Genomic DNA, 16751 nt, shown 5'->3' on the forward strand with positions numbered 1-16751 from the left:
GACATTTTCGGGTTCTATATTTTTCACTTCGTTCAAGTCAGTTACATCATACCTCATCTTTCTGAGAAAGGCTATAGTTTGCCTCGATAAATTTTATGAAACTCTTGTGGGACAGGGCCAAGAGCCTACTCTCCTTATACATTTCTCTCTAATCTCAAGTCGGGATTTGCCAATGCTAGGGCCTCGAATTGCTCGCTACTGACAAGAAGCCCGATCGCGTTTGGCAATTCTATAGATATGGTTTCTGGTTGAGTGATTGTTTGTACCATATTTAATTGCAGGCTTTTTTAGATTGAACTCGGCAACAAGAAAAGAGTTAAATAAGAACTATCGCGGGGGGTGGGGCGGGTTTACGAGATTATCGGTTTTAGGCAATTATTTTTGGTGAACCCGCCCCTACAAATTTTTGACAATCGTGCAATAAGTTTGATGCTTTCTACAACTGTCCGAAACCTTTTTTTGGCTTATCTTTTTTCTTTTTCTTCTTCTGCTGGGCACCCATATAGCCGCGGGAACCGGGCTGCATTCCGGGGCCCCCCATTCCCGGCATTCCGGGCATTCCGGGCAATCCTCCCATTCCTGTAAAGTTGCCTTGACTCATTTGCTGCATCATTGTACGCATTTTCTGGAAATCGCTCACCAGCTTTGTTACGTCATTTTCTGCGTAGCCTGCGCCTTTGCCGATGCGGCGGCGGCGGGAGGGAGAACTTGCTAAAAGTTCGGGGTTGCGGCGTTCTTCAACTGTCATCGAATTAATCATGGCTTCGGTGCGTTTTAGCTGCACTTCTCCCTGCCGCATTTGTTCGTCTGAGAGTTTGTTCATCCCCGGAATCATTTTCATGATGCCGCCGAGGGAACCCATATTTTTTAACAGTCTGGTTTGTTTGAGAAAGTCGGTAAAGTCAAACTTTGCCGTGAGCATTTTCTCTTGCATTTTTTCGGCATCGGCGATGTCGAATTCTTCTTGCGCTTTTTCTACTAGCGTCAAGACATCGCCCATGCCGAGTATTCTCGATGCCATGCGATCGGGATAAAATGGTTGCAAGGCTTCCACTTTTTCGCCGACGCCGACAAATTTAATCGGCGCGCCGGATATTTGCCGCACTGACAAGGCTGCACCGCCGCGGCTGTCGCCGTCTAATTTGGTTAAGATTGCGCCGGTAATGCCGATTTGTTCGTGAAAGGTGCGGGTTAAATTTGCTGCTTCTTGGCCGGTCATGGCATCAACAACTAACAGCGTTTCGTGGGGTTGTACTGTTTGTTTGATGCGGCCCAATTCTGCCATCATGTCTTGGTCGATTTGCAGGCGGCCTGCTGTATCGACGATGATGGTATCAATGCCGATTTGTTTGCCGTGCTCGATGCCTTGGCGGGCAATTTCTACGGGGTCAATGTCTTTGCCTAATTCAAATACTGGTACGTCGATTTGTTTGCCGAGGGTCAGCAATTGGTCGATCGCGGCTGGTCGATAAATGTCGGTTGCGACTAGCAGTGCGGTACGATTTTGTTTGCGGAGGTGCAGCGCTAGTTTGGCGGTAGCTGTGGTTTTCCCGGTTCCTTGCAAACCGGCCATCAGGACAACTGTGGGCCCGGAGTCTGCGGTGGCTAGGGGTACGTTGGTTTCCCCCATGACGCGCACGAGTTCGTCGTGGACGATTTTAATGAATTGTTGGTCTGGACGGACGCCTGAAACGACTTCTGCGCCTTGTGCTTTTGCCGCTACCTCTCCGATGAAGTTTTTGACGACTTGGAGGTTGACATCGGCTTCCAGGAGGGCGCGGCGGACTTCTTTGAGCGCGTCTTGGATGTTGGACTCGGAGATTTTATTTTGTCCGCGCAGTTTTTTCCAGGTGGATTCGAGTCGATCGGCAAGGGCTTCAAACATAGGGCATTGTTGGCTAGTCAGTCTTTTTAATTTTAAGGCTAAATGCGGATGTTTGGATTAATGTGTTGCTAATTTTTGAATAATCCTTTCAGGGCGGGCTAGGAGCAATGCCCCACAAGACAATTCATATATTGTGGAACAGGCATCTTGCCTGTTCTTAAAACTGCTGCCCTAAAATTCATCTATTGTGAAACAGGCATCTTGCCTGTTCTTAAAACTGCTGCCCTAAAATTCATCTGTTGTGGAACAGGCATCTTGCCTGTTCTTAAAACTGCTATAAGATGTGAGTTTTTATGTATTCTGCGATCGCTAGTTGGACTGTGAAGAGGGTGCGATGGCCCTTTTCGACTTTTTCAATTAATGACCTCCGTCTCAAGGATTCGACGGCTTTGAGGAATAATGATGAGCCTAAAAAATCTATAAAGGGATAAATGTTTTAATATCTATTCTGCAAAGTACGGTTGCGTATAGATAGATTGCCCGCTATCTGTAGGGACGCGGCACTGCCGTGTCCCCTAGCCGCAACTCGCTCTATAGCCCGTCTAATTCCCTACACATAACTAAGCTAAAAACTGGAATTGAGAACCGTTAACTGCCAAGGCAAACGGACTCGCTTGTTCAAATGCACCCGTAAGTTCAAAGTTGTTCGTGTTTAAAACTATCCCCACAATCTGCCCGTTAATTATGTTTTCAATTACCATGTCGTTGATAATTCCATCGTTATCGTAAGCAATCAAATTGTCGTCTTCAAAGAAAAGGTCTAGTTCTGTTAAACCGTCCGTCAAACCGATGCGATCGCCCTCGTCAAAGTTAAAATCGGTAACGACATCTGCTCCATTTATACCAAATGCTTCATCGTTGCTTCTGAGCACAAATATATCAGCACCGAGGCCTCCCGTGAGCACGTCAACTCCCCGATCGCCTGCTAAGAAATCGTTGCCCTCATTGCCCTCTAAATCGTCATCTCCTTGCCCTCCCCGCAGGAGATCGTTCCCGAACCCTCCGAAGGTAAGGTCATTTCCGGCGTCGCCCCTAACTACGTCGTTGCCATCATTTCCATCCAGGCGATCGTCATCTTTCCCGCCGTAAATTATGTCATTTCCGCCACCACCGCCGATAATATCACTGCCATTATTTCCTAGCAGCCGTTCGTTGGAATCCGACGAACCTCCTATAGTATCGTTGCCGTCGAGTCCCCAAACTCCCCAGGGAAAAGACGACAAATTTCCATTCCCTACGTTAATCTCATCGGGTGTAGCGAATCCCAAAAGACGTGGCCCACCCCCAGCAAATACAGGAAATCCCGTCACATCGCTAGTGAGATTGTTAACCGTTAAAGCCATAACTATGTCCTTTCAAAAATCCTGTTAGCTGTATTATATATGTTAATTCTTGCATTGCCAAATAGCAAGTAATATTGGAACTTTTGTCGCCAGTTTGCTAATTTAGTGACAAGCAACCAGCTTGCTAATTATTAATTACCAATTACCAATTACCAATTACCAATTACCAGGGCTGTGCTTCATTCAACCCAAACCTGCTATATATCTCGCCTCTGAGTCAAATAGCATTAGTTGCTGACACTATCCGCTACTGTCTACCGCTTATAATGGGTGTTACCCCCCAGGCAGTAAACACGTTAATATCACCTATAACGTCGAGACTGAGAGGTTGTTTGTGAATAAAAGTAAAAGTCCCTGGGCCCATCGTCCGAGAAAAAACCCAGTTTCCGATACCCATACACAAACTTTACAAACAGGATCTAAGCTCTTTACAAAGCCATAATCGCCGATCGCTGATATTCTTTGGCAAAATCCACTGCTTTCAGGTGTTTTACTCATGTCTACTCCTAAATCGTCTTCCCCTCAAAACAACAACAACTCCGTAAAATCACTGCCAGCTACAGAGAGCGCCCCAAAAGAGCAAGACAGTAACAATCTGCCCAGCGAACCAAGTATAGAACAGCTACTGGAAGCTTTGGCCGGCCAAGTACCTAGTCAATCTGCTGAAATGGAACCCTTGAAAACGTGGAAACAAGATTTAAAGCGACTGTTTCAATTTCTTGGCGATCGCCGCGTTTTAATCGCAGTAGTGGAACCGGGAACTTTTGCCCTGCGTTATGCTAACGCGGCATTTTGTCGCTTGGCCGGTTGGGAGGAAACGTCTTTGGCAACTCAATCTACCAACGGTTGGTTTGCAGAAAGCCACCTCACTCTGCTGGAACTGTTCGAGGATTGGGGCGGCAAAACAGCAGAACAATTGTACCGCCGCCATCTTTTGCACTGGGTATTTAAGCAATATTATCAAATTGACATCGACGGTTTGCGGGTGCTAGACGAACCTGTCACGGCGAGTGTAAAAAACCCCAAACACCCAGAACCCAGATTTATTGAATTTTGGCTCGGTTCGGAACAGTTAAAAATTACTCGGATTGACTCAACAATAGATGAATTTGCGGATGTTCCTTTAAAATTAATGCCTGTTGCGGAACGGGAAGCTTGGCTGATGCAGCCGAATCAACTGGAAAAGTTAGCCGATCGATTGCAGTTGGATAATTACCGCGTAGAAGGTTTGCTGCTGCTAGAAGGTTTTGATGTCACCCTGCAGGAGCAAATTCGCCGTCTGACTCAGTTATTGATCGATCGAGATTCGATGCTGCGACCTGACAAATTTGAGAAAATCGATCGGTGTTTGCGATCGCTCTTCAATGCTGAGGGCACTTTGCTGCTGCGCCTCGACGGCGAACAGGTACAGCTATTAGTTGCAAAAGACGGCCAACATTTGCAGCCGATTCTTTATTCAATGCACTCCCTAGAAGCTTCTCACTTGTTGAAGGCCACAGCAGCAAATCAAGTTTGGAACGTGCCAGACTTGCGTAGGGAGTGCGAAACCGAGTGCGATCGAACTTTGCGGAGAATGGGAACTCGATCGATGCTGCTGGTGCCCCTGGTAGTCAAATCTGTCAGCCGCGAGGGGTGCGGGCAGCGGATTTTGGGCGTCGTGGGGGTGTTGTGCGATCGGCCCAACCACTTCAACGGCATTGACGCTCAACACGCCCAAGAACTCATTCCCGCCTTCATTGCAGCCCTCCGGCAAGCCATCCAGGAGCGGTTTACCCACATTCACAACATCCACCCCGCAGTCGAGTGGCGGTTCGCTCAAGAAGCAGAAAGGCGAAGTTGGGGACTGCCCCCAGAAACAATCGTATTTGCTGACGTTCATCCGCTGTACGGAATTTCGGACATTCGCGGTTCTAGCGACGAAAGAAACCGAGCCATTCAAACTGATTTGCTCGAACAATTCCGCTTAGCTTTAGTCATAGCTGATGCCGTTTGTCAAACACAAACTACCCACCTCGGCGAGCAACTGCGGCTCGACTTGCTCGACTACATTCAGCGTTTAAAACAAAAAGTAACAGTCGATATGGAGGTGCGAGCAGCCAAGTATTTAAACGAGCATTTAGAAGTATATTTTGACTATTTTGTGCAGTGCGACCCCAGGGTTCAGGCAGCCGTTGAAGCTTACCAAGCAGCCTGTGAAAACGAACACAACTGCGTTTACAGCGATCGCACCCGCTACGACCAAATGCTGAACCTAATCGGCACCAAACTCCAAGAAACTTGGGCCCGCTGGCAAGAAAAAATGCAGCAAATTCTTCCCCACTACTGCGACATCGAATGCACCGACGGGCTCGATCACATGATTTATGTAGGAAAATCGATCGACCCCAAATTTAGCCAGTTTCACCTGCACAGTTTGCGGTACGAACAACTGCGAGCAATTTGCGACTGCGGCCGCACTGTTTTTCGCCTGCAAGCCGAGTCTCAAATTAACATGGAACTCGCACATTTAGTCTTAGTGCAAAATACCACGATCGACATTTTTCACAACGAAAACACCGAAAAAATGTTTGACGTAAAAGGCACTCGCGACATCCGCTACGAACTCGTGAAAAAACGTATCGAAAAAGCCGTTGACAAAGACGCACAAGAGCGGATTACCCAGCCAGGAATGTTAACGGTAGTTTATTCAACCGAAGACGAATGGGAAGAGTACCAACAATACTTGCGCTACTTGTCTCGCGAAGGTTGGGTAGAACCAAAAGTTCAGACTGGCATGGTAGAATCACTGCAAGGAGTCAGCGGTTTAAAATTCGCCCGCGTGCGTATTTTGCCTGAACCGGAATCTATTCCTACTATCTGTGAAGTTACGGTAGTCAGCGATTGAGAACCCGTTCAATTGCCTGTTTGAGGCCCAGTGCGATCGCTCCCATCTCCTGCTGTTTGAGGCGTTTGAGGCCCAGTGCGATCGCTCCCCTCCTCCCTGAGAAACTGTGGAACGAAAGCATTCGGGACTCACACCCAAGACCGAGATTACATTTAAGATGTTTGTTGACAACAACGAGCAAGCCCACATTTTCACTTAGTGTATATTCCGTGTGATTGGAAATCGCAAAATACACGATCTGAATCACACAAAATCAAAACTAAGTAGTGTTAATCTAACCCTTATTAGATCCGAAAATCTATAATTTAATTTATGTTAACCTTATCAGAATACCAAATAAATTCTACTCTGCACGAAGGCGTCGAAACAATAATCTATCGCGGACAAACACCGACAGACGCGGCCCCAGCAATTCTGAAAGTCCTCAAAGCTGAATATCCCACCCTCGAAGCCATTACCAGGCTCAAACACGAATATCAAATCCGCCAAAATTTAGACAGCGAACAAATCGTCAAAGCCATCAGTCTCCAAACATTTGACCACCGATTAGGAATCGTTTTAGAAGACTTTGGCGGCGAATCCCTCGCCAAACTGCTGGAAAGAGAAACCTTGAGCCTGCAAGCAAATTTAAACATCGCCATCCAAATAGTCAAAGCTTTACAATACCTGCATTTTCAGCACATTATTCACAAAGACATTAAACCCAGCAACATCATAATTAACTCGCAAACAAAACAAGTAAAACTCACCGACTTCGGCATTGCTAGCAAACTCAACAAAGAAAACCCGCAATTTAACAATCCCAACTCAGTCGAAGGCACCTTAGCCTATATGTCACCCGAACAAACCGGGAGAATGAACCGCACCCTCGACTACCGCACAGACTTTTATTCCCTTGGTATCACATTATATGAAATGCTGACTGGAAAATTGCCTTTCCCCAGCAACGACCCCTTAGAAATAGTTTATAGCCACATTGCAGTTCAACCAACATATCCCCATAAAATTAATTCTGAAATACCTGCCGTCATTTCAGAAATAGTGATAAAATTGATAGCAAAAAATGCCGAAGATAGATATCAAAGTGCCGCCGGATTGTTAGCCGACTTAGAAATTTCTTTGCATCAGTTAGAAACCAGCGGACAAATTGCCGACTTCATCCCCGGACGCTTAGATATTCTCAGCCAATTGTTAATCCCCCAAAAATTGTACGGTCGGGAAAATCAGGTTAATGAATTGCTAGCAGCATTTGAACGTGTAAGAGGGGGTTTAGCCAACAATTTGTTAGGAAAACCAACAACCTTAGAACAAAACCCGCCCCCATCAGGAAGCAGCGAATTAATGCTAGTATCAGGCTACTCAGGCATCGGTAAATCAGCCGTAGTCAACGAAGTTAGCAAACCAATTACTAGGTCAAAAGGTTACTTTATTAGCGGCAAATTTGACCAATTAAAACGCAACATTCCTTATGCCTCATTAATCCAAGCATTTAACTCCTTGCTGCGGCAATTGCTAACAGAAAGTGCACTTTCATTAGAAATATGGCGCACTAAAATTTTAACAGCAGTGGGAACAGACGGCCAAGTAATTGCCGACGTAATTCCAAAAGTTGAATTAATCATCGGCAAACAGCCAGAAGTCCCAGAACTCCCCCCTGTAGAATCCCAAAATCGATTCAATCGGGTATTCAAAGAATTTATTCGCGTTTTCGCCCAAAAAGAACACCCCCTAGTTATCTTTTTAGACGATTTGCAGTGGGCAGATTCAGCAACATTAAAGTTGATGCAAATACTGATAACTGACCCTGACCAAGAATATTTGTTGCTAATCGGTGCCTATCGAGACAATGAAGTTAGTCCGACCCACCCCTTAATTCAGACTGTTGAAGAGATTGAAAAAACTGGTACAAGAGTCAACAATATCGTGTTGCAACCGCTGGATTTAGCAAATGTGACCGAATTAGTGACTGAAACACTTAACACTTGCACAGAAAAAGTAACAAATCTAGCCAATTTAATCTGGAATAAAACAGGTGGCAATCCTTTTTTCTTGACCCAATTACTCCAAGCACTTTATCAAGACTCTCTTTTGAAATTTGAATTTAATCACATTACAAATGAGGTAAGTCAAAGTGGCTGGTATTGGAGTATCGATGAAATCCAAGCCATTGGAATCACCGATAAAAGTGTGGTGGAACTGGTAGCTTCTCGCATTGAAAAGCTCCCCGCAGCGGCGCAAGAAGTTTTGAAATTAGCAGCTTGCGTGGGGGATAAATTTACTCTTGATGTCCTGTCACTTGTCCGCGAAAACTCAGCTAATGCTACAGCCACTGAACTTTATTCAGCTTTGCAAGCAGGGTTGATTCTGCCCTTGAGCGATGCTTATCGCATTCCTTTAGTTTTCGATCGAGCCGAATCAATCAATCTCAACTTAGACACTTCGCGGGTTAGTTACAAATTTTTGCACGATCGCGTTCAGCAAGCCGCATATTCGCTAATTCCAGAAGATCAAAAGCAATCTACCCATTTAAAGATCGGTCAATTACTGTTACAGAATACTCCCCCAGACAAGCTAGAAGAAAATATCTTTGATATCGTCAATCAGTTGAATGTCGGAATTGACACCATTAGCCAGCCTGCTGAAAAGACGCAGTTAGCCAAATTAAATTTAACTGCTGGACGCAAGGCGAAAGCGGCGGCTGCTTATGAAGCTGCTGTTAGGTATTTGCGGGTTGCTATGGAATTATTGCCAGTGGATTGTTGGCAAAGTCAGTATGACTTAACTTTAGCAATTTACGAGTCAACAGCCGGAGCTGAATATTTAAACATCAACTATGAAGATTCAAAAAAACTGGTCCATATCGTACTGCAAAAAGCTAAAACTCTACTGGAAAAAGTGAATGTTTATGAACTTCAAATCCACTCTTACAATGCTCAAATCCGACTGATAGAAGCACTAAATACAGGACTGGAAGTGCTAAAACTGTTAGGCATTTCTTTTCCTCAAAACCCCAATTTTTTCAATATTTTGGCGGGAGTGATTAATACAAAACTGAGCTTGGGATTGAAACGAATTGAGGATTTAGCTAACTTGCCAGAAATGACCGATCCCGACAAACAAGCAGCCATGCGGATTTTATCAGGGATTATCAGCACTGCTGTTCAGGCTAAGCCCCCACTGGTACCGCTACTGGCATCTAGGATGGTCAAGCTGTGCATTAAATATGGTAATTCGCCTTATGCGAGTATTGCCTACGTTTTTTATGGGGTAGTTATGTACAAGCTAGGGGACAGTAGTTTGGCCTACCAATTCGGTCAACTGGCAATTAGGATGTTAGACAAATTTCCATCCCGTTCAATCAAAAGTAGAGTTTATACACCCTTTGGTGCTTTTATTAACCACTGGAAAGCCTCTGTCAAGTCAGGATTAGGCGATCTCAAAGAAAGTTTTCAAGCTGGGATGGAAACGGGAGAGTTGGAATATGCAGCTTATTCTATTAATATATATTGTACTTATAAACTGTGGATGGGAGAGCCTCTCGCTCAGGTTGACGAGGAGATAAGTAAGTATCTGAAACTAATGCAGCAATCTCAAATAGAAATGGCTGTACAGTATATAAGTGTAGAGAAACAGACTGCCCTCAATTTGTGTGGCAAAACTGTCGAACCATGCTATTTAGTCGGCGAGAGCTTCAATGAATTAAAAACGATCCCCGCTTTAATAGAATCTAAAAGCTTTATACTAGTTTGTGTGGTTTATAATGCCAAAGCCATGCTAAATTTTCTCTTCCGAAACTACTTACAAGCCTTAGAAAATTCACGGTTATTTGAGAAATATGAAGAAGCAGCAGCCGGATTTTATGTAGTTTCAGTGAATAATTTTTACTATTCTCTCAGTCTCCTCGCCTTGTATCCCGCAACTGGCAAAGAAGAGCAAAAGCAATATCTAAAAAAAATTGTACAAAACCAAAAAAAGATGAGAAAGTGGGCAGTTCATGCTCCGATGAATTATCAACACAAATACGATTTGGTTGCAGCGGAAACAGCGCGAGTTTTGGGGCAAAATACTGAAGCAATGGAATTGTACGATCGCGCAATTGATGGAGCAGCCAAAAACGGTTACATTCAAGAGGAAGCATTAGCCTATGAATTAGCCGGAGAATTTTATCAAGCTTTGGGTAAAGAGATCGTTTCTCAAGCATATCTGACTAAAGCCTATTATGGATATATCCATTGGGGAGCCATAGCTAAAGTTAAACATTTAGAATCAATACATCCTTTCTTAGCAGCACAGACGCGCACAATTCCAACCCCAACCCTCGATGTCACCCGCACTGCCACGGGAAATACTACCAGTAGTAGTTTAGGCGATTTCTTAGACTTAGCTACTTTTATTAAGTCGGCGCAAGCCATTAACGGTGAAATTGTTCTAGAAAAATTGTTGACAAAATTAATCAAAATTATTTTAGAAAATGCTGCGGCTCAAAAAGTAGTGCTGCTGTTGCTGAAAAACGATATCCTCTGTATAGAAGCTACTGGCAGTTTTGCGGAGGATAAAGTGACACTTTTACCCTCTATTCCCGTAGAAAATAGTCAAGATGTTCCCCTGTCTGTGATTAATTACGTACAGCGCAGTCAAAAGCATCTGGTTTTAGACAATGCGACTGTCGCCGAACCTTTTAAGGTGGATACCTATATTCGGAAATATCAACCAAAATCAATTCTCTGTTTGCCGATTATTTATCAATCTCAGCGGCGCGGAATAATTTATTTAGAAAATGCTTTGACAGTAGGAGCTTTTACAGCAGAGAGAGTAGAAGTATTCAAAGTGTTAATTTCTCAAGTTGCTATTGCTGTAGAAAATGCTGGTTTGTACGCGCGCGAGAAAGAAAAATCTCAACAGTTAGAAAAATCTTTCAATGAATTGCAACAGGCGCAACTGCAACTTATTCAAAGCGAAAAAATGTCGGCTCTCGGCAACTTGATTGCAGGGGTTGCTCACGAAATTAACAATCCGCTTGGTTTTATTGCGGGCAATCTTGATGCTGCTGCTGAGGCGAGCTTAGATTTGATTGATTGCTTACAACTTTACCAAGAAAAATTTCCTAATCCTGGAGATGAGTTAGAGGATAAAGTATCGGAAATTGATTTAGAATATTTGATCGAAGATTTGCCGAAAATGCTTTTATCTATGAAATCAGGTACAGAGCGCATCCGAAATATTAGCAAGTCTTTGCGGACTTTTTCCCGCGCTGACAGTGCGACTAAAGTGTCAGCAAATATTCATGACGGTATCGACAGCACTTTGATGATTTTACAGTATCGCCTGAAAGCTAAAGATACTCGCCCCGCGATTAAGATTATCAAAGAATACGGAGATATCCCGCCAGTTAAATGTTATTTTGGGCAACTAAATCAGGTATTTATGAATTTGCTGGCAAATGCGATCGAGTGTTTTGACGAATTCAACCAGGGTCGCACTTACGCTGAAATTGAAGCTTTACCGAATACGATCGCCATTATCACTCATCTCGGGGACGATAACAACAGCGTGGTGATTAAAATCAAAGATAACGGTCAAGGGATGTCATCGGAGGTCAAGTCGAAAATATTTGACCATTTATTTACTACCAAAGGAGTAGGAAAAGGTACTGGTTTGGGGTTGTCTATCAGCCGGCAAATTGTAGAAGAAACCCACGGCGGTAAACTAACTTGCGAATCGGTGCTGGGAGAAGGTACGGAATTTGCGATCGCACTTCCCGTGAATTAAGATTATGGAACTATGGCGTGTTTTAAAACCCGAAGATCCCCCCTAACCCCCCTTAATAAGGGGGGGACAAGAGCCTACTCAAAGTCCCCCTTTTTAAGGGGGATTTAGGGGGATCGAGACTCGGCTAAAAACGGCACAACACATATATGAAAATTTGTCAATGCCTAATTATTTATGAAAAAGTCCGCTGTTCACAGTCTACATTCGGCAGTATGCAGTTACATTATTAGCTAAATGTAATAACTATATTTGATAGGAGTTTTTCGAGTGAACGCTGCCGAACAAGCCAAAAATATAGAAGTTGCCAGCAAAATTGCTGCGGTTGTTAATTTATTCAAGTCCGAATTCCCGGATGCAAAAGTCGATTTGAAACCTTGGATGAATGACCAGGATACCAGAGAACTTGTAGATCCAGATTCGATCGACATTGGCTTCCATTTTCCCGGTAGAAGTCGCTTGCTGCAAAGCCGCAGCATTTTGATTCAAATCCGATTTTACCAAGATCCGGTGGAAGGATATCGGCGCGCGATCGGAGTTGAGGCCGCCGGTTACGATCATAGCGGTCAGCAGTGGCACTTTTCTACCGTGGAAAATTGGAATTTTCTCGGCCAAACCGAACCTGCGGTGGAGTCGGCGCAAAAACTCAAAGACTTTTGCCAGCAGATATTCGATTTGTTTAATCAATCTTTTTGAGGAATTCAGTTTTCACTGCGAACCTGTTTGTAGTAAGGACTTTAGTCCTTGCTATTATCGCAATTGTCGATCGACCTACAGCCAACCGGATAAACAGATTTGTAAGTAGTCGATCGCTTGCCAAACAAAGTATAGCGGTTATCGCGGACTTGTTCGTACACGCGATCGCCCATCCACTTCATCCCCGGCATTGCCCGATAAGCAGCCACAAACACCTCGCCTCCCGGCAATATCCGCCCGATTTCCTCCGCCGCATCGCTGCCCTGCCAGCGCCGTTCTGGGGTATTGCCATCTATCAAAATCATCCCCATTTCGCAGTCTCCAGACGTAATCCCAAAGCGATTTAATTGCTCTAAATCTTGCATGGGAATATACTCAAACCGCGTGCCTTGGTCTAAGGTTTCTAGTAACTGTACCAAAGTAACGCATAGATTGCAATTGCCGTCATAAATTACGTTATATTTCATGGTTATGGGGAATAATGAATTGGGAATAATGAATTGGGCATTGGGAATTGGGCATTGGGAATGGGTAATTGGTAGTAAATAATTACTGACTACTGACTACTGACCACTGACTATTCCCCACAGGAATCTCGATCGCAAATTCCGTGCCTTGACCCGGTGCGGAATGGCATTTAAGCTGCCCGCCGTGTTTTTCTACCACAATTTGATAGCTGATCGACAGCCCCAAACCAGTACCTTTACCAGGTTCTTTCGTAGTAAAAAACGGATCGAATAGCCTTTCGTGAACATCTATCGGAATCCCCGGGCCGTTGTCAGCAATCCGAATCACAATATGAGAAGGATGCCGAACCGAAGCATCAGAAACAGCAGAATCTGCCTGCATCAAAGTATCCTCTTCATATTTTACCTCCGTACAAATCCGCAGCGTCGGGGAAGGACAATAAGGAATAGGTGCCTGTTCCCCCTCCGCCCACTGTCCAGTCTCCATTGCCTCTTCCAAAGCATCAATTGCATTGCCAATAATATTCATAAAAACCTGATTCAACTGTCCTGCATAACACTGTACGCGGGGCAAATTGCCGAACTCTTTGAGCAGCAGAATTTTAGGACGCCCTGCCGTTTCTTTCAACCTGTGCTGCAAAATCAACAAAGTGCTTTCAATCCCTTCGTGAATATCCACCTGCTTTTGTTCGGCTTCATCTAATCGCGAAAAATTCTTCAGTGACAGCACAATTTGGCGAATTCGCTCTGCTCCCATTTTCATCGAATTTAACAGCATTGGCAAATCTTTGAGCAGAAAATTCAAATCGACATCATCTATTTCTTGTTTAATTGCCGGTGTTGGGTGCGGGTATTCCTTCTGGTAAAGTTGGAGCATTTTTAGCAAGTCTTTAAAGTAATCGTCAGCGTGCATGACGTTGCCGTAAATAAAGCTAACTGGATTGTTGATTTCGTGAGCAACCCCAGCGACTAATTGCCCCAAACTTACCATTTTTTCATTTTGAACCATCATGCTTTGAGTTTTATGCACGTCCCGTAGGGCTTTTGCCAATTCTTGATTTTTAGCCCTCAATTGACTTTCGGAAAGTCGCACCGCTTCTTCTGCGTGTTTGCGCTTGGTAATATCTTTGCGAATTGCTACATATTGATGGGGTTCGCCGTTCGTATTTAAGAAAGGTACAATCGTAGTATCCAACCAGAATAATGTGCCGTCTTTAGCTTGATTTTTCATTTCTCCCCGCCAAACCTTTCCCTGGCGGATGGTTGACCAAAGCTGCTTGAAAAAATCTGCTGAATGATAGCCAGAATTGACAAGTCTGTGGGTTTTACCGATCAGTTCTTCTCGGGAATATTTAAATTGTTCGCAAAATTGATCGTTGACATAGGTAATCGCTCCGAATTCGTCGGTATTCGAGACAATTGCCGATTGATCCAAAGCAAATTTTTCAAATTCCAACTCTTTGAGAGTTTGGCGCAATTCTGCTTCTGCTTGTTTGCGATCGCTAATATCGGTAATCATCCGCAACACCCCAGAAAATTCGCCCTCAGCGTCGAACATCGGCGTCGCCGACACGATCGCCCACAAGTGAGATCCGTCTTTGCGAGTAAACTTAAAATCGTGGCGTTCGCTAATGCCTTGCCGCCTGCGCTTGACGTAAGTTTCTGCTATTTTCCTAGAGTCGGAATCTATAAACTCAAATAGCGATCGCCCCAGCATTTCCTCCACAGTATACCCCAGCATTTCGCCCATTCGAGAGTTAGCAAAAGTCGTGATACTTTCCCTGTCAAACACCCAAACGCCCTCCGAAGCCGTCTCGACAATGCAGCGGTAATAATTCTCCCTCTCCCTGAGTGTTTCCTCTGCTTGCTTGCGGTCCGTAATATCAGTTTGCACCGCAATAAAACCTTCTAGTTCACCATTTTCTTGATAAATTGGGGCGATCGAAAGCGCCACCCAATAACCCTTTCCATTTTTTTTGTAATTGTAGATTTCCTGATTAAACGGCACGCCTGCAGCCAAAGCCGATCGCAGTTGAGCAATAGTTAGCGGGTCTGTTTCAGGGCCTTGCAGTACATCACCCGGTTTTTTTCCCTGCATTTCTGCCAGCACATAACCGCTAATCCGAGTAAATCCTTCATTCACCCATTCAATGCAGCCTTGAGCATCAGTAATAATCACACCATTTTGGGTTTTTTGAGCCACAATGGCCAAGCGCGACAATTCAGTTTCATTGTTTTTGCTTTCCGTAATATCTTCAGCAATACCCAGAATGTACTTAGGCGCGCCCGAATCGTCAAACAAAGGAACTTTTTTCGTGTGTAAAATCCGCTTTCCCAGGCGCGGAAGTTCCAGAGTTTGTTCGGGCAAATCGACGCCTTTTCTCGTTGCAAATACTTCTAAATCTTGTGCTTGCAAGTAATTTGCCTGCTCTGAGTCCAAAAAGCCAGCAGCATTGTTTAAGATAACTTCATCCCTCGAATAGCCAAACAATTCTTCGCTAGCAGTATTCCAATAAATAAACTTTTGCTCTACAGCATCTTTAATAAAGACACTAATCGGCAGGTTTTGCAGTACCGCATTGAGAAAATCTTGAGTGTTTCGCAGGTTTTCCTCAGCTCGCTTTCGTTCAGTAATATCCAAAATCACTCCGTCGAGATAAACAACCCGACACAGAGAATTTGCGATCGGCGAAACCGGCGAAACCACAGCCGACAAAAAGCCTTCAATTTCCCCTTGTCCCTCTTGTTTTCCTCTAGCCTCTTCCGCCTCGCAGCAAACAGCTTTGCCTTTTTCGTAAACCCAGCTAATTTCGCCGTCAGCCCGGACAATCCGGTATTCAAGGATGTACGAAGTTCTGGTTGCTACACTTTTTTTGACAGTAGCATCCACATTTTTGCGGTCTTGAGGATGGATAATGCTGGAAAAAGAACGGACGCGATCGTTGATAAAATCCGAAGAGGGATAGCCTGATATTTCTTGAACAGCCTCGCTCAAAAACGCCATTGTCCGTGTTAATTCCCCGGCGTCCGTATACTCGCAGGTACAGCGGTAGACAGCACCGGGAATATTAGCTACTAAATTTTTATATCGTTCTTCGCTTTTTAACAAAGATGAGCCGTCTTCGTTATTGTGATCGCCGTTCTTAAATTTAGAAGAATTGGAAGAAATTTGCATGGTTTTTTTTCACTTGTGAGTGCGGGGGCAAGTGTTAGCGTAGATGACCCTATAAAAAGTGAATTTAATTTGCGTAACAATTCGTTATAAACTAATATAGTACAAAATTAGTTCTGCGAACATTCAGAAAATTTGAGGTTGGCTAATAGGTAAAGCTAATCAAGGCTAGAGATATAGAAAACTGTTCGGAAACGCATTGTCTAACGGATTCAACGCATTTCACTGAGATGGTGCACCCTTCTCGCTTAAAAGGCCCGAGGGCCTGTTCCACAAAGAATGAATTTCTTGTGGGGAGTAGGAGTTTGGCAGGAGATCCCTCCCCTAAAATCCTTATAGTCCTGGACGCAGGTACTACGATTTTCTGTCATTGCAAACGTAGTGAAGCAATCTCAAACCCTTGGTTTAACGCCCTTGAGTGCGTAAGTCCTGCCTTATTGAGAATGGTGCCAGATGTGAGTTTAACGGATTTAACAGATGGATGTTGAGGTTCGAGGGAAAGAGGGAAGATTTTTCCACTCCCTCACTCTCCGACTCC

Annotated in this window: 9 protein-coding genes; 3 read left to right on the forward strand and 6 right to left on the reverse strand. The window is 44.3% G+C overall.

The genetic code is table 11. The features are described 5' to 3' along the window. Positions 1 to 134: 134 nt before the first annotated feature. The 3 genes from QUB14_RS23920 to QUB14_RS23930 form a co-directional block, all read right to left on the reverse strand. Positions 135 to 269 (reverse strand): hypothetical protein, encoded by a 135-nt coding sequence (locus QUB14_RS23920; protein WP_333219945.1) that lies wholly within the window; start codon positions 267 to 269, stop codon positions 135 to 137. Positions 270 to 436: 167 nt separating this feature from the next. Further along, positions 437 to 1885, reverse strand: coding sequence for a signal recognition particle protein (ffh, locus tag QUB14_RS23925; RefSeq protein WP_333219943.1), 1449 nt, complete (start codon positions 1883 to 1885; stop codon positions 437 to 439). Positions 1886 to 2445: 560 nt separating this feature from the next. Beyond that, positions 2446 to 3228: a calcium-binding protein gene (locus tag QUB14_RS23930; protein ID WP_333219941.1), complete on the reverse strand. Its 783-nt coding sequence runs from the start codon at positions 3226 to 3228 to the stop codon at positions 2446 to 2448. Between the two features lie 496 nt (positions 3229 to 3724). Between QUB14_RS23930 and QUB14_RS23935 the strand changes: the two genes are divergently transcribed. Continuing rightward, on the forward strand, positions 3725 to 6112 hold the full coding sequence (locus QUB14_RS23935) for a GAF domain-containing protein (RefSeq protein WP_333219939.1): 2388 nt from the start codon (positions 3725 to 3727) through the stop codon (positions 6110 to 6112). On the opposite strand, the gene QUB14_RS23940 is transcribed toward QUB14_RS23935, so the two are convergent. Further along, the gene (locus QUB14_RS23940; protein ID WP_333219937.1) at positions 6102 to 6233 is read right to left on the reverse strand and encodes a hypothetical protein; all 132 of its coding nucleotides are present in this window, start codon (positions 6231 to 6233) and stop codon (positions 6102 to 6104) included. The genes QUB14_RS23935 and QUB14_RS23940 overlap by 11 nt on opposite strands. A gap of 191 nt (positions 6234 to 6424) precedes the next feature. Between QUB14_RS23940 and QUB14_RS23945 the strand changes: the two genes are divergently transcribed. Both QUB14_RS23945 and QUB14_RS23950 read left to right on the forward strand, forming a co-directional pair. Further along, the gene (locus tag QUB14_RS23945; protein ID WP_333219935.1) at positions 6425 to 11881 is read left to right on the forward strand and encodes an AAA family ATPase; all 5457 of its coding nucleotides are present in this window, start codon (positions 6425 to 6427) and stop codon (positions 11879 to 11881) included. Between the two features lie 267 nt (positions 11882 to 12148). Then, a complete protein-coding gene (locus QUB14_RS23950) occupies positions 12149 to 12574 on the forward strand; it encodes a hypothetical protein (RefSeq protein WP_333219933.1) in 426 nt (141 codons plus the stop codon). Positions 12575 to 12615: 41 nt separating this feature from the next. Here QUB14_RS23950 and QUB14_RS23955 read toward each other — a convergent pair whose 3' ends face one another. Both QUB14_RS23955 and QUB14_RS23960 read right to left on the reverse strand, forming a co-directional pair. Further along, positions 12616 to 13041, reverse strand: coding sequence for a DCC1-like thiol-disulfide oxidoreductase family protein (locus QUB14_RS23955; RefSeq protein WP_333219931.1), 426 nt, complete (start codon positions 13039 to 13041; stop codon positions 12616 to 12618). Between the two features lie 82 nt (positions 13042 to 13123). Continuing rightward, on the reverse strand, positions 13124 to 16216 hold the full coding sequence (locus QUB14_RS23960; protein WP_333219929.1) for a PAS domain S-box protein: 3093 nt from the start codon (positions 16214 to 16216) through the stop codon (positions 13124 to 13126). Positions 16217 to 16751: the final 535 nt, after the last annotated feature.

This window comes from Microcoleus sp. B3-D2, from assembly GCF_036705345.1.
Lineage (GTDB): Bacteria > Cyanobacteriota > Cyanobacteriia > Cyanobacteriales > Microcoleaceae > Microcoleus.